This is a genomic window from Prochlorococcus marinus str. MIT 9201, from assembly GCF_000759955.1.
GTDB classification, from domain to species: Bacteria; Cyanobacteriota; Cyanobacteriia; order PCC-6307; family Cyanobiaceae; genus Prochlorococcus_A; species Prochlorococcus_A marinus_G.
In genome coordinates, this window is sequence record NZ_JNAL01000012.1 from 64,748 (window position 1) to 80,608 (window position 15,861).

Annotated in this window: 16 protein-coding genes; 12 read left to right on the top strand and 4 right to left on the bottom strand. The window is 31.3% G+C overall.

What is annotated here, in order from left to right; genetic code table 11:
• Window positions 1-7: 7 nt before the first annotated feature.
• Window positions 8-661, bottom strand: coding sequence for a photosystem II biogenesis protein Psp29 (gene psb29, locus EU95_RS03855; protein ID WP_032522290.1), 654 nt, complete (start codon window positions 659-661; stop codon window positions 8-10).
• Between the two features lie 36 nt (window positions 662-697).
• On the opposite strand from psb29, the gene clpP reads away from it, so the two are divergent.
• Entirely contained in the window at window positions 698-1,285 is a 588-nt protein-coding gene (gene clpP / locus EU95_RS03850; RefSeq protein ID WP_032522291.1) for an ATP-dependent Clp endopeptidase proteolytic subunit ClpP, read from the top strand.
• Here clpP and ftsH read toward each other — a convergent pair.
• Window positions 1,282-3,195 (bottom strand): ATP-dependent zinc metalloprotease FtsH, encoded by a 1,914-nt coding sequence (gene ftsH, locus EU95_RS03845; protein ID WP_032522293.1) that lies wholly within the window; start codon window positions 3,193-3,195, stop codon window positions 1,282-1,284. The two genes, clpP and ftsH, sit on opposite strands and share 4 nt — an antisense overlap.
• A gap of 107 nt (window positions 3,196-3,302) precedes the next feature.
• Between ftsH and EU95_RS0108965 the strand changes: the two genes are divergently transcribed.
• Window positions 3,303-3,512 carry an NAD(P)H dehydrogenase assembly family protein gene (locus EU95_RS0108965; protein ID WP_032522347.1) on the top strand — a complete coding sequence of 70 codons (210 nt, stop codon included), beginning with the start codon at window positions 3,303-3,305 and terminating at the stop codon, window positions 3,510-3,512.
• Window position 3,513: 1 nt separating this feature from the next.
• Here the strand turns inward: EU95_RS0108965 and EU95_RS03840 are convergent, their stop codons facing one another.
• Window positions 3,514-4,731, bottom strand: coding sequence for a M16 family metallopeptidase (locus tag EU95_RS03840; protein WP_032522294.1), 1,218 nt, complete (start codon window positions 4,729-4,731; stop codon window positions 3,514-3,516).
• Window positions 4,725-5,975 carry a M16 family metallopeptidase gene (locus EU95_RS03835; protein WP_032522295.1) on the bottom strand — a complete coding sequence of 417 codons (1,251 nt, stop codon included), beginning with the start codon at window positions 5,973-5,975 and terminating at the stop codon, window positions 4,725-4,727. The genes EU95_RS03840 and EU95_RS03835 overlap by 7 nt, the downstream gene beginning before the upstream one ends.
• A 41-nt stretch (window positions 5,976-6,016) precedes the next feature.
• Between EU95_RS03835 and EU95_RS03830 the strand changes: the two genes are divergently transcribed.
• The 10 genes from EU95_RS03830 (at window position 6,017) to recG (ending at window position 15,804) form a co-directional block, all read left to right on the top strand.
• Window positions 6,017-6,742: a phycocyanobilin:ferredoxin oxidoreductase gene (locus tag EU95_RS03830; protein WP_032522296.1), complete on the top strand. Its 726-nt coding sequence runs from the start codon at window positions 6,017-6,019 to the stop codon at window positions 6,740-6,742.
• The gene (locus EU95_RS03825; protein ID WP_032522297.1) at window positions 6,742-7,653 is read left to right on the top strand and encodes an HlyD family efflux transporter periplasmic adaptor subunit; all 912 of its coding nucleotides are present in this window, start codon (window positions 6,742-6,744) and stop codon (window positions 7,651-7,653) included. Before EU95_RS03830 ends, EU95_RS03825 begins: the two co-directional genes overlap by 1 nt.
• On the top strand, window positions 7,653-8,825 hold the full coding sequence (gene devC, locus EU95_RS03820; RefSeq protein WP_032522298.1) for an ABC transporter permease DevC: 1,173 nt from the start codon (window positions 7,653-7,655) through the stop codon (window positions 8,823-8,825). Before EU95_RS03825 ends, devC begins: the two co-directional genes overlap by 1 nt.
• Before the next feature lie 13 nt (window positions 8,826-8,838).
• Window positions 8,839-9,567, top strand: a complete 729-nt coding sequence (locus tag EU95_RS03815) for a DevA family ABC transporter ATP-binding protein (RefSeq protein ID WP_032522299.1) — start codon at window positions 8,839-8,841, stop codon at window positions 9,565-9,567.
• An 18-nt stretch (window positions 9,568-9,585) separates the two neighbouring features.
• On the top strand, window positions 9,586-9,735 hold the full coding sequence (locus EU95_RS09640) for a hypothetical protein (protein ID WP_011376314.1): 150 nt from the start codon (window positions 9,586-9,588) through the stop codon (window positions 9,733-9,735).
• Between the two features lie 61 nt (window positions 9,736-9,796).
• The gene (locus tag EU95_RS03810) at window positions 9,797-10,708 is read left to right on the top strand and encodes a glycosyltransferase family 2 protein (protein ID WP_032522300.1); all 912 of its coding nucleotides are present in this window, start codon (window positions 9,797-9,799) and stop codon (window positions 10,706-10,708) included.
• Between the two features lie 134 nt (window positions 10,709-10,842).
• Window positions 10,843-11,535 (top strand): 30S ribosomal protein S2, encoded by a 693-nt coding sequence (gene rpsB / locus EU95_RS03805; RefSeq protein ID WP_032522302.1) that lies wholly within the window; start codon window positions 10,843-10,845, stop codon window positions 11,533-11,535.
• Between the two features lie 55 nt (window positions 11,536-11,590).
• A complete protein-coding gene (gene tsf / locus EU95_RS03800; protein ID WP_032522303.1) occupies window positions 11,591-12,247 on the top strand; it encodes a translation elongation factor Ts in 657 nt (218 codons plus the stop codon).
• On the top strand, window positions 12,201-13,325 hold the full coding sequence (locus tag EU95_RS03795) for an adenylate cyclase (RefSeq protein ID WP_241466726.1): 1,125 nt from the start codon (window positions 12,201-12,203) through the stop codon (window positions 13,323-13,325). The genes tsf and EU95_RS03795 overlap by 47 nt, the downstream gene beginning before the upstream one ends.
• 22 nt (window positions 13,326-13,347) lie before the next feature.
• Window positions 13,348-15,804, top strand: a complete 2,457-nt coding sequence (gene recG / locus EU95_RS03790; protein ID WP_032522306.1) for an ATP-dependent DNA helicase RecG — start codon at window positions 13,348-13,350, stop codon at window positions 15,802-15,804.
• Window positions 15,805-15,861: the final 57 nt, after the last annotated feature.

Genomic DNA, 15,861 nt, shown 5'->3' on the forward strand with positions numbered 1-15,861 from the left:
GATAATATTAATTTTGATCTTTTTTCTTATCTTTTATTCTTAGTTCTTCAATCAATTCTTTTGCTTGTTCCATTTTTGTTAAGCTGCTTTTATAAATCCCAATATCTTTTTCTGCTTTATTAGTAGATAAACTTAACTTTTCAAAAATATCAGTGATCATCTTATTAGTATCTGATTCAGTTTTCTCCTTGAGATCTTGGGATTTTGAAATTAATATATATATTCCTAAGTTCAAAATCCTTGAAGGATAAAGTTTAGAATTGTTTTTTTCTATTAATAATTTCAAAATATCTTTTGAGTTTTTATCCTTGAATTCCTTTTGAGAATTTTGAGATATTTCATTAATTTCCTTCGCTTCAAAATTTGTAGAACTGCATAAAGAGTTAAAAAGTAGATCCAAATGTTTCTCCGGTTGATATCCTTTCATTAATTCTTTGAATGTTTCTGTGAGGCCAACACAAAAGAGATAATCTTGCGTAAATTCACTTTGGTGGTTAAGAAGATTAAGTTCGACAAGCATTTCATCCACTATTCTTTTATATAAACCGGGAATGACGAAAGGAAATTTTTCATGAAATAACTTTTTGCTATCTGAAACAGTCAATTTTTCTTTCAATTTTTTATATGTAAACCTTAATAAGGTTAGCGTATGTTGACTCAATATCGTTAGTATCTTATTAACAGATAAACATTAATTATGATCCCTTTAGTCTTAGAAGAGTCTGGCGGTAGTGAAAGAGTATTTGATATTTATTCGAGACTATTGAGAGAGAGAATAATTTTTTTGGGCGAACAAGTTACTAGCGAAACTGCTAATAGAATTGTTGCTCAATTATTATTCCTTGAAGCAGAGGATCCTGACAAAGATATCTATATGTATATAAATTCACCAGGAGGATCTGTCTATGATGGGCTGGGTATCTTTGACACAATGCAGCATGTAAAGCCTGACATACACACTGTTTGTGTAGGTTTGGCAGCTAGTATGGGTGCATTTTTGCTTGCAGCAGGTACTAAAGGTAAAAGAAGCAGCCTCAGACATTCAAGAATAATGATTCATCAACCACTTGGAGGCGCTAGAGGTCAAGCCAGCGACATAAGAATTCAAGCCGATGAAATATTATTCTTAAAAGAGCGACTTAATACAGAATTATCAGAAAGAACTGGTAAGGATTATGACACTATTAAGGAAGATACTGATAGAGATTTTTATATGTCTCCAAGCGAAGCTGTTGAATATGGATTGATTGATGTTGTGTTAGATAAGAAACCTATTAGGGTTTAACTTAATAATTGGGGTGTTCTCTCTTTCTCAGGAATTTTCGTGAATTTAGAAAGAATACTAACAAATTCTTCACCATCTAAAGTTTCTTTTTCTATTAATAAATCTACTATTTTATCCATAGCTTCTCTATTTTCGTTAATTATAGAATAAGTTTCCTTATAGCATTCCTTAACCATTACTCTTACACTTTCGTCAATTTGTTTGGAAATTGAATCGGAGACTTCACTTCTAGTCATCAAATCTCTTCCAACAAAAACTTCTTGATTCCCCCCTTCCAAAGCTATAGGTCCTAAATTACTCATCCCAAATCTTGTAACCATTTGCCTAGCCATTTGAGCGACTTGTTGGAAATCTCCGCCAGCACCAGTTGTTATTTCACCTTCACCAAATACAACATCCTCAGCGGCTCTTCCTCCAAGAGCACCCATTATTCTCGCTTTTAAATTTGCTCTACTTATAAGTGTTTGATCATCATCTGGAGTAAACCAAGTAAGACCTTTTGCTTGTCCTCTTGGAATGACAGTTACTTTTTGTACAGGATCATGAGCTTTAACTAAAGTTCCAATAATTGCATGTCCAACTTCGTGATAAGCAATTAACCTTTTACTTCTTCCATCTGTTAGTGGAGAACCCTCCATTCCAGCAACAATTCTGTCAACTGAATCATCTATTTCTGAAATGCTAATTTCAGTTTTTCTTCTTCTAGCAGTTAAAATTGCAGCCTCATTTAGTAAATTTGCTAAATCAGCTCCAGTGAAGCCTGGAGTTCTTCTTGCAATACTTTCGAGTGTTAGGTCTTCTTTAAGTTTCTTGTTTCTCGCGTGGACTTCAAGAATTGATAATCTACCCTTAATGTCAGGTGCATCTACAGTTACCTGCCTATCAAATCTACCTGGCCTCATAAGAGCTGAGTCTAAGACATCTGGCCTATTTGTAGCTGCAATTATAATTATGCCACTATTACCTTCAAATCCATCCATTTCGGTGAGGAGTTGATTGAGAGTTTGTTCTCTTTCATCATTACCACCTCCAATACCAGCTCCTCTCTGTCTTCCAACAGCATCGATTTCATCGATAAAGATTAAACACGGACTGTTTTCTTTAGCTCTTTTAAAAAGATCTCTTACTCTGCTTGCACCAACTCCAACAAACATCTCAACGAATTCAGAACCTGATAATGAAAAAAATGGAACCCCTGCTTCACCTGCAATGGCCTTTGCTAAAAGAGTTTTACCTGTTCCAGGAGGTCCAACTAGTAAAACGCCTTTGGGAATTCTTGCTCCTACAGAGGTAAATTTTTCTGGTTTTTTTAGAAAAGTAACTACCTCCTGTAAGTCCTGCTTAGCTTCGTTAACACCTGCCACATCGTCAAATACAACACCTGTCTCAGCTTCCATTGCAAATCTTGCCTTTGTCTTTCCAAATTGCATTGCTTGTCCTGGACCCCCTGGCATTCCATTTGATCTCCTTGCCAGTAGGATCAATCCTCCTATTAAAATTGCTGGGAAAAGTAAATTACCTAAAATTCCTAATGCAGGAGGAGCTGTTTTAACAGGATGTACGTCAAAACTAATACCTTCATTTTTAAGATTATTTATTAGTTCTGGTGTTAATCCTGGAAGATCAACCCTCAGTCTTTGAACTTTATTATCCAAATCTGAATCTATTGTCTCTATAACTGCATTTCTACCGCCATCAAAAATATCAACTGATGTAACCCTACCTGAATTTATGTAATCTAAGAATCTACCGTAACTAACCCTTGCTACTGCAGAATTTCTTGGAGCAACGGTTGTTCCATTTGATTTAAGTGAGTCAATATTGCTGGAGGATAAAAATTGGTAGGAAAGTGCAATGACTAAAAGTATAGGTAAAGCCCATAAAATTATAGTTTTAAATTTCTGATTCATTAATTTTTTTTCAAATTTGTTCTAGATTCTAGAATGAAACATCACATTTCGTTGGTATTTTCTATAACTTTATGCTTATATTACTCTTGAATGTATTTGATTTAATGATGAAATTTGAGATTAAAGATAAGGTTAAGTTTATTATGCCCGTTTCATACCTAAAGACATCAGATAATATGCCAATGTTGAGACCACCTGATCTTGTCGCAATTGATGAAATTGGAGAAATACTATCGATAAAGTCACCTGAAACGGTTGAGGTAAAGTTTAGACGAGGCTCATTTTTAATTGATATTGATAAAATTGAAAAAATTTAACTTAAAAGTCTCTATTCCACTTATTTTTGATTTCTAAACAAATTTTTTTGTTTCCAGAAATGCTTATAAAAGGTTTCGAAAAATATTTATTTGTCAATTTTAAAATATCCAATGGAGATATTTTATCTATTTTTGAGTTTAATTCTTCTTCTGAAATAGGATTTATACCATAACTTATTAACTGTATCTTTCTATGTAAAATTTCATCTAAAGATTGATTACTCAAAAGAAATGAACCTTTTAATTTTTCTTTTGCTAAAAATATTTCACTATCAATCAATGGATTTGAAAGTAAGTTTTTCCAAAGCGAGGTTAAAAGTTCAAATGCAAAAAGAGCATTTTTATTGGAAACTGATAAATAAACTAAAAATGGCGCATTATCACTTCTTATAGGATTAAAAACACCAAGATCATATGTGATGCCATTTTTTTCTCTAAAAAGTTTAAATAAAGCAGCGCTCATTCCATAAGACAGGTATGACTCCAAAACTTTAAGTGGTAAGTATTCACTACTTCTACGAGAACAAGTTTGGTTCCCAATCATAATGATTGCTTGATTTGAATCATTGTTAATAAAATCAAATCTATTTAAAGGATTCAAATCATAATTTCCTGAGACTAATTTTTCATTAAATATTTCTTGATTGCTAGTTTTCAAATTTTGTCCATTAATTACTGAATTGTTTGAAATTATGTACATTTCTCTCTTTCTGAAATTTTTATACTCTTCTAAAACATCTTTATAAGTAATTCTTGAGACATCAATTACATTACCTATCGTATTGAAAGCATAAGGATGACTAGAATAAACAATTTTTTTCCATTTTTCAAAACAAATATTGAATGGATTCTCTTTTTCTCTTTTAATCAAATCAATGGAGGATTTTTTTACTTTTTGAAATTCAGTTTCAGAGAGAATTGGCTTATTAATTATCAAATCTAATAAAGGAAGTAACTTACTGAAATGTTCATTTAGGGATTTAATGCTTATCGAAATACCATCTTCAAATACTTCTTGATTTAATTCTGCTCCATAGGACTCAATATACTCTGATAGAGTGAAATTATTAAAACCCTCACAACCTCGAGTAAGTAATGAACTGAGGATCTTGTTTATACCTTTTTGGCCAACACTATCCAAATTACTGCCTCCTTTTATCCAAACTGAAGCAGTTGAAAAATTCCTTTTTTTATTATCTAAAAAATATCTTTTTAACATTTACCAGGGGACGCAATTAAAGTAAATTTCTCTCCACGCATATATTCTGTGATCTCTTTGAAATTGTCCAAATCATTCCAATAATTTAAATGACTTTCTAAATTGTTGATTGAAGATTTTCTCCCCCAAAGAAGTTCATTTCCAAAGAATGAAGAAAGTTGTGTAGATGTTTCTAAATTAAAGATATAGTTACTTTTCACAATATTTATTGCTTTTTTTATTTCATCCAAAGTCAAAGCGTAACAATTTGAAATCTCATCTATTGTTTTATTAATTTTCTTTTCTACTAAATCAATATCTTTGGACTCACAACTTGCTTCCAGTATAAGTAATCCGCCTAACTCACCAGCATTTACATCTACATATACCGATTCAACAAGATTAGTATCTTCTTTTAAAATTTTAACTAATCTGCTGTTTCTTCCTACAGAGAGTATTGATGCTAATATCTCTAATCCAATAATATTTCTTTGATCATTGAGGTTTGGGATAAACCAAGCCATTAATACTCTTGAAAACTCTAAATCATCAAACTTAACTGATTCCCTAACATTCCTAATTTTTAAAATAGGGTTATTTTTTGGATTTATTAAATTTGGACAATTATTTATACCAGATAGATCACTTTTTTCAAAAATTTTATAAATTTCTTCAGAGAGGTTCCCAGCAATTGCAATACAAATTTTTTCGGTAGTGTAATGTTTGCTATGAAATTTTATAAGGTCATTTATCTCCAAGTTTTTAATACTATGTTCAGTTCCAAGAATGGAATTGGCATAATTCGGACTTAGCCAAACCCTTTTCAAAAAATAATTAAATAATCTTTCTTCAGGCTGATCATTTTGTTGTTTTATTTCATCAATAACTACCCCTTTTTCTTTTATAAATTCATCGGGATTGAAATCTGGAGCAACGACAATATTTGTCAAAAGAGCAAGTGATTCTCTAAAGTTACTTTGTGGAACTAGGACATGGTAATGTACATCATCATAACCTGTCGAAGCATTACTTAATCCGCCTAGTGATTCAATTTTATGGTCAAACTCACCTGGCATTATTTTGTTAGATCCTTTAAAAATCATATGTTCTAGAAAATGAGCAGTTCCGTTTTTATCAACCTCCTCAAAGGAAGAACCTGCTTTGCACCAAATATCAATGCTAATAAGCGGCAATTCTTTATTATCCACAAACACACATCGAGTTTTGCTTGAATGGGTGTAGTAACTAACATCTCCTACGTTCATTTAGTTTCTCTCTTTAAATTCCATTTTGGTACCTTTTAGCCTTGTTGTCTGAATCTTTAACTAAAACAAAATTAACTGACCCTCTTATTTTGGACTTATTACAAAATATTAGAGAGCATAGATCCATGCTTGAGGACCTTAAGAGTATAAAAATTGATCCAAATCTAACTAATATAATATCCAACGAAATAGGGAGAGAACTCTATATTGAAAATGAATTTCATAAAGCAAAGGGATTTAGAAAGTTACATATTGAAGTAGCAGAATTTTCAAAGAACCTTAAGATATTACACTGCGTTTTTTTTCCTGATCCAAGGTTTGATATCCCAATTTTTGGTATGGATTTGGTAAAAATAAATGATATTGTTTCTGCTGCCATTGTTGATTTATCCCCGGCATCGCAAAACCAAGGTTTGAAATATGAAAAATTACTTTCTGAAGTTGATAAAAGTTCTTTTACCTCTTTAAGAGAGATTCCTAAATGGGGTGGAATTTTCTCTAATAATGTGTTTTTTGCTGCCTTAAAAAGGAAATCTGAAATTAATAATTTTTGCATAGTTGTTGATCAATACCTCTCTATTTTGATCAAATTAAGTAAGAAAGCTAAACCAGAAGTGAATGAGGAAATTATCAAAGAGAGAATACATTATCAAAAAAATTATTGTGTGCAACAAATGAAAAATGAAAAGACCAGTATGGTTCTTCTAAAATATTTTGATGAAAAATGGGTCAATAACTATATAAAAAAAGTTCTCTTCGATTTTTAATGAAATTCAAAATATTTAAGAATTTAATAATTTATTTATTATTTACACCATTATCACTTGGGATTATTTCATGTTCTGGAAATAATAAATCAAGTTCAAAATTGAAAGAGGAAATAACTTTAGATTTCATACCACCTATTACCGCTGTCGCAGCATTAGGTCAACTTTCTCCTTCTGGAGAGATTAGGCAATTGGCAGCCCCTATAAGTCAGTTTGGCTCTTCCCCTCGAGTTGTTGAAATTTTAGTTAATGAAGGTGATTTTGTAAAAAAAGGAGATATCCTGGCAATCTTTGAAAATGGAGAAAAGTTAATTACTGATCTTGAAAGAAATGAAAATCTAATTAGTACCATTAATGATGAAATTTCCCTAAAGAAAGATCAAATTCAAAGGTATGAGCTGGCTTTGAGCAAAGACGCTTATTCTTTTGTAGAGTTTTCGCAGAGGAAAGATGAATTATTGAAGTTGCAAAAACAGAAAATTAACCTTATCGGAGATCAAAAAAATATCAAGATAGATCTATTTAATTCAAAACTAAGAAGTCCAATTGATGGTTTTATCCTTGGAATAAATACGAGAGTTGGTGAGAGGCCTAAAAATGAAGGGATCTTGGATATTGGTTCTAGTCAAAAAATGGAAGCTTTGATAGAGGTATATGAATCTGATATTGATAGAGTCTTTATATCTCAGAATGTTGAATTGAGCAGTGAGAATGGCGGTTTCCAAAAAATTCTTAAAGGAAAGGTAATTAGGATTAGTCCCCAGGTAAAACAAAGAAAAGTTCTATCGACTGATCCAACAGGGGATGCTGATTCGCGAATTATTGAGGTACTCGTAAAACTAGATCAAGACTCTATAGATATCGTTCAAAATTATGCCGGAATGAAAGTGATTGCCAAATTTATTCCCTAATGAGTTTTTCTTTTATAAAATTCAGAAAAATTCCATTGGCTTGGTTGTTACTAACAAGGCAACCATTAAGACTCGCAGTTGCTATAGCTGGAATCAGTTTTGCAGGTATTTTGATGTTTATGCAATTAGGTTTCAGAGATGGTTTATTTGATACGAGCGTAACTATTCATAAACTTTTAGATGCCGATCTTGTTTTGATAAGTCCTAGATCAAAAAGCTCTATAAGCATGAGTGGATTCCCAAAAAGAAGGTTGATTCAAACTCTTGCAGTAGAAGATGTCGAGAAAACTGCTCCCGTCAATCTTAATTATTTGCTTTGGAGAAATCCCGAAAATCTTAAAACTAGATCAATACTTGCATTAGGTTTTAATCCTTCCGATTCACTTCTTTTAGATGAGGGATTCTCAAAGAAAGCTTATAAATTAAGAAATCCATCAAGAGTTCTTTTTGATAAATTGTCAAGGCCTGAATTTGGACCAATTGAAGAGTGGTTTTTATCAGAAAAAAAAGTTGAGACTGAGGTTGCTGGGAAAAGAGTAATTGTTGAAGGACTTGTGGAGTTGGGACCATCTTTTGGCGCAGATGGTAATTTGATAACTAGCAGAGAAACCTTCTTAAGACTTTTTCCTGCTAATCCTCCTGGAAGTATAGAAATTGGTTTGGTAAAGCTAAAAAAAGGATCTGATCCTGAAGTGATTTCAAGAATATTAAATAACTCACTCCCCAATGATGTTAGGGTTCTTACAAAAAATCAATTTATAGAATTTGAGAAGAATTATTGGAAAAATAGTACTGCAATAGGTTTTATATTTAGTTTGGGAGCACTGATGGGTTTCGTTGTAGGGTGTGTGGTTGTTTATCAAATTCTTTATAGCGACGTTACAGACCACCTCCCAGAATACGCCACCTTATTAGCAATGGGGTATAGACTTAAGTCCCTTTTCTTTGTCGTAGCAAGAGAGGGATTCTTGTTAGCATTGTTTGGTTATTTACCTGCTTATTTCTCTGGTCAAATACTTTATTCAGTAATAAGAAGTTCTACTAAACTCCCAATAATAATGGATGCAGATAAAACTATTCTAATTTTCGTATTGGTTTTAGTTATGTGTATGGGGTCTGCCGCTGTTGCGATGCGGAAATTAGTTGATGCTGATCCTGCCGAAATTTTTTAAAAATTAAAGATAAATGGTTAAAGCTAAAAAATTAAAAAATAATGTTAAAAACCTTAAAACAGTCTCAATAAATAATTTGAGTCACTTTTATGGAAAAAATGAGAATAAAAAACAAGTTCTTAATGAGGTTAATTTAAATATTGATAAAGGAGAGTTGGTCCTTTTGAAAGGACCTTCTGGATGCGGCAAAACGACTCTCTTAACCTTAATTGGTGCCTTGAGAACCTGTCAAAGCGGCGATTTAACTGTATTAAATAATCAGTTAAATGGAGCATCAAGGAAAACGCGTCAGATTCTGAGAAGAAGTATTGGAATGATTTTCCAAGGTCATAATCTTTTGAGATGTTTAACTGCAGAACAAAATGTTCAGATGGGTGCCGATTTAATAAAAGGTTTAACATATTTGCAAAGGCGTGAAATAGCAAGGAACTGGTTGTCGGCAGTAGGATTAGAAGAGCATCATAAAAAGTTGCCAAATGACTTGTCTGGTGGGCAAAAACAGAGAGTAGCAATTGCTCGAGCTTTATCTGCTAACCCAAAACTTTTATTAGCTGATGAACCTACTTCTGCTTTAGATAGCGTCACAGGAAGAGAAATAGTCACTCTTTTAAGAAAACTAGCTAAAGAGCAAAATTGTTCTGTACTTATGGTGACTCATGATCCAAGAATTACTGATATGGCTGATAGGATATTAAATATGGAAGATGGTAAAATATATGGAGCTCACAGTGAGCTAATATAATTAAAAGTCAAAAAATTTATGTCTAAGAGAAGGAATCTAAAAAAAGAGAAGCAGGAACGTAATCGAGCTTATGCTAGAAAATTCAAAAAAAGGAAATTAAGAACTGATGGGAGACCTGATGGTGGAAATGTTACAGGTACAGCAAATAATGGCGGAGCAGCAGATTAGTCAAAATCTTTTATTTTTATCTTTTGAAGTCCAATATATTATGCATATTTAAAGGGTGACCATGAATGTAAGTATTGTTATACCGACTTACAATAGATTACCTATATTAGAGAAATGTCTCGTTGCGCTTGAGAATCAAAAATTAAATACAAATATTAGTAATTATGAAGTAATAGTAGTTGATGATGGATCTACTGATGGAACAAGCTCATGGATAAATAAAAATAAAGCTAATCTCCCACACGTAATTTTATTTCAGCAAGAACATGGAGGACCTGCTCTTGGAAGAAATCTGGGAGTAATTAAATCAAAATATGAAATTATTATATTCATTGATAGTGATCTCATTGTTTTAGAGAATTTTATAAATTGCCACGTAGAAAAATTACTTGCCTCCTGGGAAAAAAATAATAAAAAATGTTTTACTTATGGCTCGGTAGTCAATACATCTAATTTTCTAAATCCTCAGAGTGAAAAATATAAAATAATGGACACTTCTTTTGCTTACTTCGCTACTGGGAATGTTGCGATATCAAAAGAATTGATTTTAAGTGTCGGATTATTCGATACTTCTTTTAGCCTTTACGGTTGGGAGGATTTAGAACTTGGAGAAAGATTAAAAAATATTGGGACAAAATTAATTAAGTGTCCAAATGCAGTCGGTTTTCATTGGCATCCGCCATTTAATTGCGAACAGATAGAATCATTAATAACTCAAGAAAAAGAAAGAGCAAAAATGGCTTTAGTGTTTTATAAGAAACATCCAAATTTAAGGGTTAGATTTATGATCCAATTAACTCCTCTTCATAATTTACTTTGGCAAATTCTTTGCTTGGGAGGACTAATCAGTGTCGATAGAATCCTTCCATTATTAAGATTCCTAGTAAATAAAAGAAGAAATAGACTTGCACTTGAGATACTTAGGATCCCCCTAAATATGATTTACATTAAGCAGTTAACCAAATCAAGATAAAAAACTTTTAGAAATACACATCACTTGCTAGAATCGTTGAAATTAAATTAAATCCACACATCTGACAGTTTCGGGTGATTAATTAATCTTAATTCCCCGTCAGATGGAGGCTAACCCGAAACCCTTTTTAAATTATGGCTGTTGTATCACTATCAGAAATGATGGAAGCAGGTGCTCATTTTGGGCATCAAACTAGACGTTGGAATCCCAAGATGTCTAAGTATATATATTGCGCGAGAAATGGAGTTCATATTATTGATCTTGTAAAAACAGCATTATGTATGAACAATGCGTATAAATGGACGAGAAATGCAGCAAAAAGTGGTAAACGTTTCCTGTTCGTCGGGACAAAAAAACAAGCATCAGATGTCGTAGCTCAGGAAGCTACACGATGTGGAGCTGCATATGTAAACCAAAGATGGCTGGGAGGGATGTTGACCAATTGGACAACAATGAAAGCCAGGATTGAAAGATTAAAGGATCTGGAAAGAATGGAAAGTAGTGGTTCGATAGCAATGAGGCCTAAAAAAGAAGCTGCAGTATTAAGGAGAGAACTTGAAAGATTACAAAAATACTTAGGTGGACTTAAGGGTATGAGAAGATTACCAGATGTAGTTGTATTGGTAGATCAGAGAAGAGAATCTAATGCTGTGCTAGAAGCTAGAAAATTAGATATCTCATTAGTATCAATGTTGGATACAAACTGCGATCCGGATTTATGTGAAGTTCCAATTCCTTGTAACGATGATGCCGTTAGATCTGTGCAACTTATTTTAGGAAGACTTGCAGATGCAATAAATGAAGGTAGAAAGAGTAATAATGCCTAAAGAAAAAATTTAATTCTAATTTAAAACTTACTATTCACTTTTTTTATTATCTCAAATGGGAAACATAACAGCAAAACTTGTAAAAGATCTTAGAGACAAGACTGGCGCAGGAATGATGGACTGCAAAAAAGCACTAAAGGAAACTGATGGAAATGTAGATAAGGCTTTGGAATGGTTAAGAAAGAAAGGTATAGCTAGCGCTGAAAAGAAATCGGGAAGAGTAGCGGCTGAAGGATCAATTGGTAGTTATATTCATACTGGATCAAGAGTAGGAGTTTTACTAGAGTTAAATTGTGAAACTGATTTCGTTGCTAGAGGTGATATATTCCAATCTCTGTTGAAGGATGTCTCAATGCAGATAGCAGCCTGCCCAAATGTTGAATATGTATCAATTGATGAAATACCACAAGATGTTGTGGAAAAAGAAAAGCAGATTGAGATGGGTAGGGATGATTTGGCAGGAAAGCCAGAACAAATTAAAGAAAAAATAGTTGAAGGGAGAATAGCAAAAAGACTTAATGAGTTAGTTTTGCTTTCACAACCATACATTAAAGATAGTTCTTTAACAGTTGAAGATCTTGTCAAACAAGCAGCTGCAAAAATAGGGGAAAATATTAAAGTAAGACGCTTTACAAGATATACATTGGGTGAAGGGATCGAAAAAAATGAGATGGACTTCGCTGAAGAAGTTGCATCAATGCAATCAAACTAGTTACTTTAATGATTTGAATAATTTCAATAATTACATAGATATAGTTGAAATTAATTCCCAATTAGATAGGGCAGACAAACAAAAAAGAATATTATCTAGAAATATCTATAGGGAATATGAACTTTATCTTAATCTCTTAAGAGATCTACTTTACATTTCTGTAGAAAAAGGGCTTAACCAAATATATAGTTATCCAACAATTAATGATAATTTCCTAAGTGAAAATAAATTCTGTAGTGTCTTTGAAAAAAAAATAAGTAAACTAATACTTTCGAATTTGCCCTTATTTACAATAGAACAATTAAAAATAAATGAAGTTGAAAAAAATACAAATAAGGAAATTAATTTTACTATTTTTGATAGTTCTACAAAAACAAAGGATGACCAAAAAGCAAGATTTCAATATGAAGATGTTTTTCAATTAGAGGAACCAATTCAGTTTCAGATTAGTAAAGATATTTCTAACACCTCTGAATATTATCAATCGGATAATTGTGAGAAATTCGTATCACTAGATTTAGATAATAATAATTATTTATCTGATAATAATATTATTGAAAATTTAGGAATTGAAAAACAATTTATTTCATCGCTACTTGAATTAATAGGTGAAGTAAAGGTTGAAAAACCAATACTTCCAGAAAAAGACAATATTAATCAAAAAGATATTTCACCCAAATATCAGAGTCTTAAAATTTTTAATTTAATGGACAAGTCATTGGAAAATTTACTTTTGAATCTTTCATATAAAATTAACCAAGAATTATTTAAGGCTAATCTAATAAAAAAGTTGATATCTAAAGATTCTTTTGAATATTTAGTAGGTAAAAATTTGATGATTAAACATCCACATCCTTTTGTTATTAATTTCGAATTCAATCTAAATCGTTCATCAAAAAGCGATAATCTTCAAAGTATTATTTTCTTAAATATATCTACTGTTGAGTTGGAGTTTAAAAATTTAAATCTCTCTATTAAAAGGAATAAAATAAATGAGTTAAAAAATCAATTTCAGCGTTTGATTAAAAAAGAGACATACTGGAGGCGAAAAGCAAAAACCTTGAATAAGATACATTGAAAAAAATAACTATTTTTAAGATGTGACTTTTAGTGGTAATAATAATAAATTAATCAAAGATTGGATAAGACCCCTTCAAAAGTCTTTAACCATTGAAACTGAAAATAAATTTGTTAATACTCTTGGAAGAGAAAAATATTTTAACGATTATTTGTATGAATCATTGAAAAAAATAGATAATCTAAATCTCTCAGATGAATATTTGGGGATATTTTATGAATTTTCTAAAAAATATAATCAATATAATAAATTAGATGAAAATCAAAGAAAAAGGTTAATAATAGATACAAGAAAAAAACTTTATAAACTTGGTAAAACTTTAGAAATAGAAAATTCTAATAATATTCCTAACAAGATTATCCTGAATAATGCTGATTCTAGTTTGTCTTATGATTCAGATATTTCATTAATAAAAAATGTAGGAAAAGTTTATAAAAATAAGCTTAATGAATTAGGAATTTTTCATATAAAAGATCTAATTAATTATTTTCCTAGAACATACCTAGACTATACTAATAGAGTTAAGATAATAAATTTAAAACCAGATAATTTATACACGTGCATTGCAAAAGTTAAAAGATTTTATATTCATAAGAGTAAAAAAAATAGTAATTTATCAATAATGAATATTGTAGTTTCTGATGAAACTTCTGCAATAAAGGTTACAAAATTTTTTTTAGGAAGAAGATTTAGATCTTATTCCTTCTTCACATCTCAAAAATCTTTGTATACTCCTGGGACTAAATTAGCAATTTCCGGTAAGGTTAAATTGACAGAGTATGGCAAAACTTTTGTAGATCCGCAGATTGAAATTCTTAATGATAACAAAGATAATTTTAATTTCTCAGGCAAAATATTACCCTTGTATTCATTAGGTGAATCATTATCAAATATGAGTTTTATAAAACTTATGAAAAAGGTACTAATTTATGCAAAGCAATATCCAGAAATTTTAAATCAAAAGCAACTTGATTCATTATCTTTATTATCAAAGGGAGAGTCATTGATTAATATTCATTTTCCATCAACTTCACAGGCACTTATTGAGTCAAAAAAACGTTTGGTATTTGATGAGTTACTCCTACTTCAAATAAAGTTCCTACTTAGAAAAAGAAAGACGAATAAAACTGTAACTTACCAACCATTACCTCAAAAGAAATCTTTATTAAAAGAATTTTTAAATTCTTTTCCTTTTGAATTAACAAAATCTCAAGAAAATGTTTTAAATGAAATTAAGAAAGATTTATCTAATCCCGTACCAATGTCTAGATTGCTTCAGGGAGATGTGGGAAGCGGTAAAACCATAATTGCAATAGCATCTCTTTTACTTGTTATTGAAAAAAATCTGCAAGGTGCATTTATGGTCCCAACTGAGGTATTGGCAGAACAGCATTATAAAAATTTATTAAAATATTTGAACCCCCTTTTTGTTTCTGTTGAACTACTTACTGGGAATACCCCTCAAAAAAAGAGAAAAGAAATTTTCTCTAATTTAAATAATGGATTAGTTGATATCCTCGTAGGTACTCATGCATTATTTGAGGATAAAGTCATATTTAATGCATTAGGGATGGTCGTAATTGATGAACAACATAGATTTGGAGTTACTCAAAGAAATAGATTACTTAATAAAGGAGAGAATACTAACTTGTTGTCGATGACAGCAACACCAATTCCAAGAACTCTCGCGCTTTCTATTTATGGTGATTTAGATGTGAGTCAAATTACAGAGCTCCCTCCTGGCAGAGTTCCAATCACAACAAAAATAATTTCAGAAGATGATTTAACTAACTTGTTCAAGATTGTTGAAGATGAGATCAATAAGGGAAAGCAAGCTTATGTGATTTTGCCACTTATAGAAGATTCAGAAAAAATGAATTTAAGCTCTGCAAAGAAAATATTCAAACATTTATCAGAAGAGGTCTTTTTTAACAAAAAAGTTGGATTACTTCATGGCAAATTAAGTTCACAAGAAAAGAATGAAGTAATTAATTCTTTTTTAAAGAATGAAATTAATATATTGGTTTCAACCACTGTAATTGAGGTTGGCATTGATGTGCCTAATGCCACAATTATGATTATTTATAATTCGGACAGATTTGGATTGTCCCAGCTACATCAATTAAGGGGGAGAGTTGGTAGGGGATCTACAAAATCTTTTTGTTATCTGGTAACCCCCGATAAAAATGGATTAGAAAACAAGCGACTTTGTGTTTTGCAAAAATCTAATGATGGCTTTTATATTGCTGAAAAAGACTTGGAACTAAGAGGTCCAGGCCAGATTTTAGGATATAGACAATCCGGATTGCCTGATTTTGTACTCGAAAATTTACCTAACAATAAATTTCTTATTGATAAGGCTCGTGAAGAGGCTATAAAGATTGTTAGTGATGATCCTGATTTAAAAGAAAATATTATTTTAAGGAATATACTTATTGATAATTCTGATAATAAATTTATTCATGATTTCTTGAATTGAAAACCATCATTAGTAATTTTTGAAATATATGCCACTATAAATCAATTGCAAATTTCC

Bases quoted from the DNA above. Each gene is read 5' to 3' on its own strand.
- EU95_RS03815 (WP_032522299.1), top strand. From the start codon at position 8,839: ATGGTTAAAGCTAAAAAATTAAAAAATAATGTTAAAAACCTTAAAACA.
- rpsB (WP_032522302.1), top strand. From the start codon at position 10,843: ATGGCTGTTGTATCACTATCAGAAATGATGGAAGCAGGTGCTCATTTT.
- EU95_RS09640 (WP_011376314.1), top strand. From the start codon at position 9,586: ATGTCTAAGAGAAGGAATCTAAAAAAAGAGAAGCAGGAACGTAATCGA.
- EU95_RS0108965 (WP_032522347.1), top strand. From the start codon at position 3,303: ATGAAATTTGAGATTAAAGATAAGGTTAAGTTTATTATGCCCGTTTCA.
- EU95_RS03840 (WP_032522294.1), bottom strand. From the start codon at position 4,731: ATGTTAAAAAGATATTTTTTAGATAATAAAAAAAGGAATTTTTCAACT.
- devC (WP_032522298.1), top strand. From the start codon at position 7,653: ATGAGTTTTTCTTTTATAAAATTCAGAAAAATTCCATTGGCTTGGTTG.
- tsf (WP_032522303.1), top strand. From the start codon at position 11,591: ATGGGAAACATAACAGCAAAACTTGTAAAAGATCTTAGAGACAAGACT.
- clpP (WP_032522291.1), top strand. From the start codon at position 698: ATGATCCCTTTAGTCTTAGAAGAGTCTGGCGGTAGTGAAAGAGTATTT.
- EU95_RS03825 (WP_032522297.1), top strand. From the start codon at position 6,742: ATGAAATTCAAAATATTTAAGAATTTAATAATTTATTTATTATTTACA.
- EU95_RS03810 (WP_032522300.1), top strand. From the start codon at position 9,797: ATGAATGTAAGTATTGTTATACCGACTTACAATAGATTACCTATATTA.
- ftsH (WP_032522293.1), bottom strand. From the start codon at position 3,195: ATGAATCAGAAATTTAAAACTATAATTTTATGGGCTTTACCTATACTT.
- EU95_RS03795 (WP_241466726.1), top strand. From the start codon at position 12,201: ATGAGATGGACTTCGCTGAAGAAGTTGCATCAATGCAATCAAACTAGT.
- EU95_RS03835 (WP_032522295.1), bottom strand. From the start codon at position 5,975: ATGAACGTAGGAGATGTTAGTTACTACACCCATTCAAGCAAAACTCGA.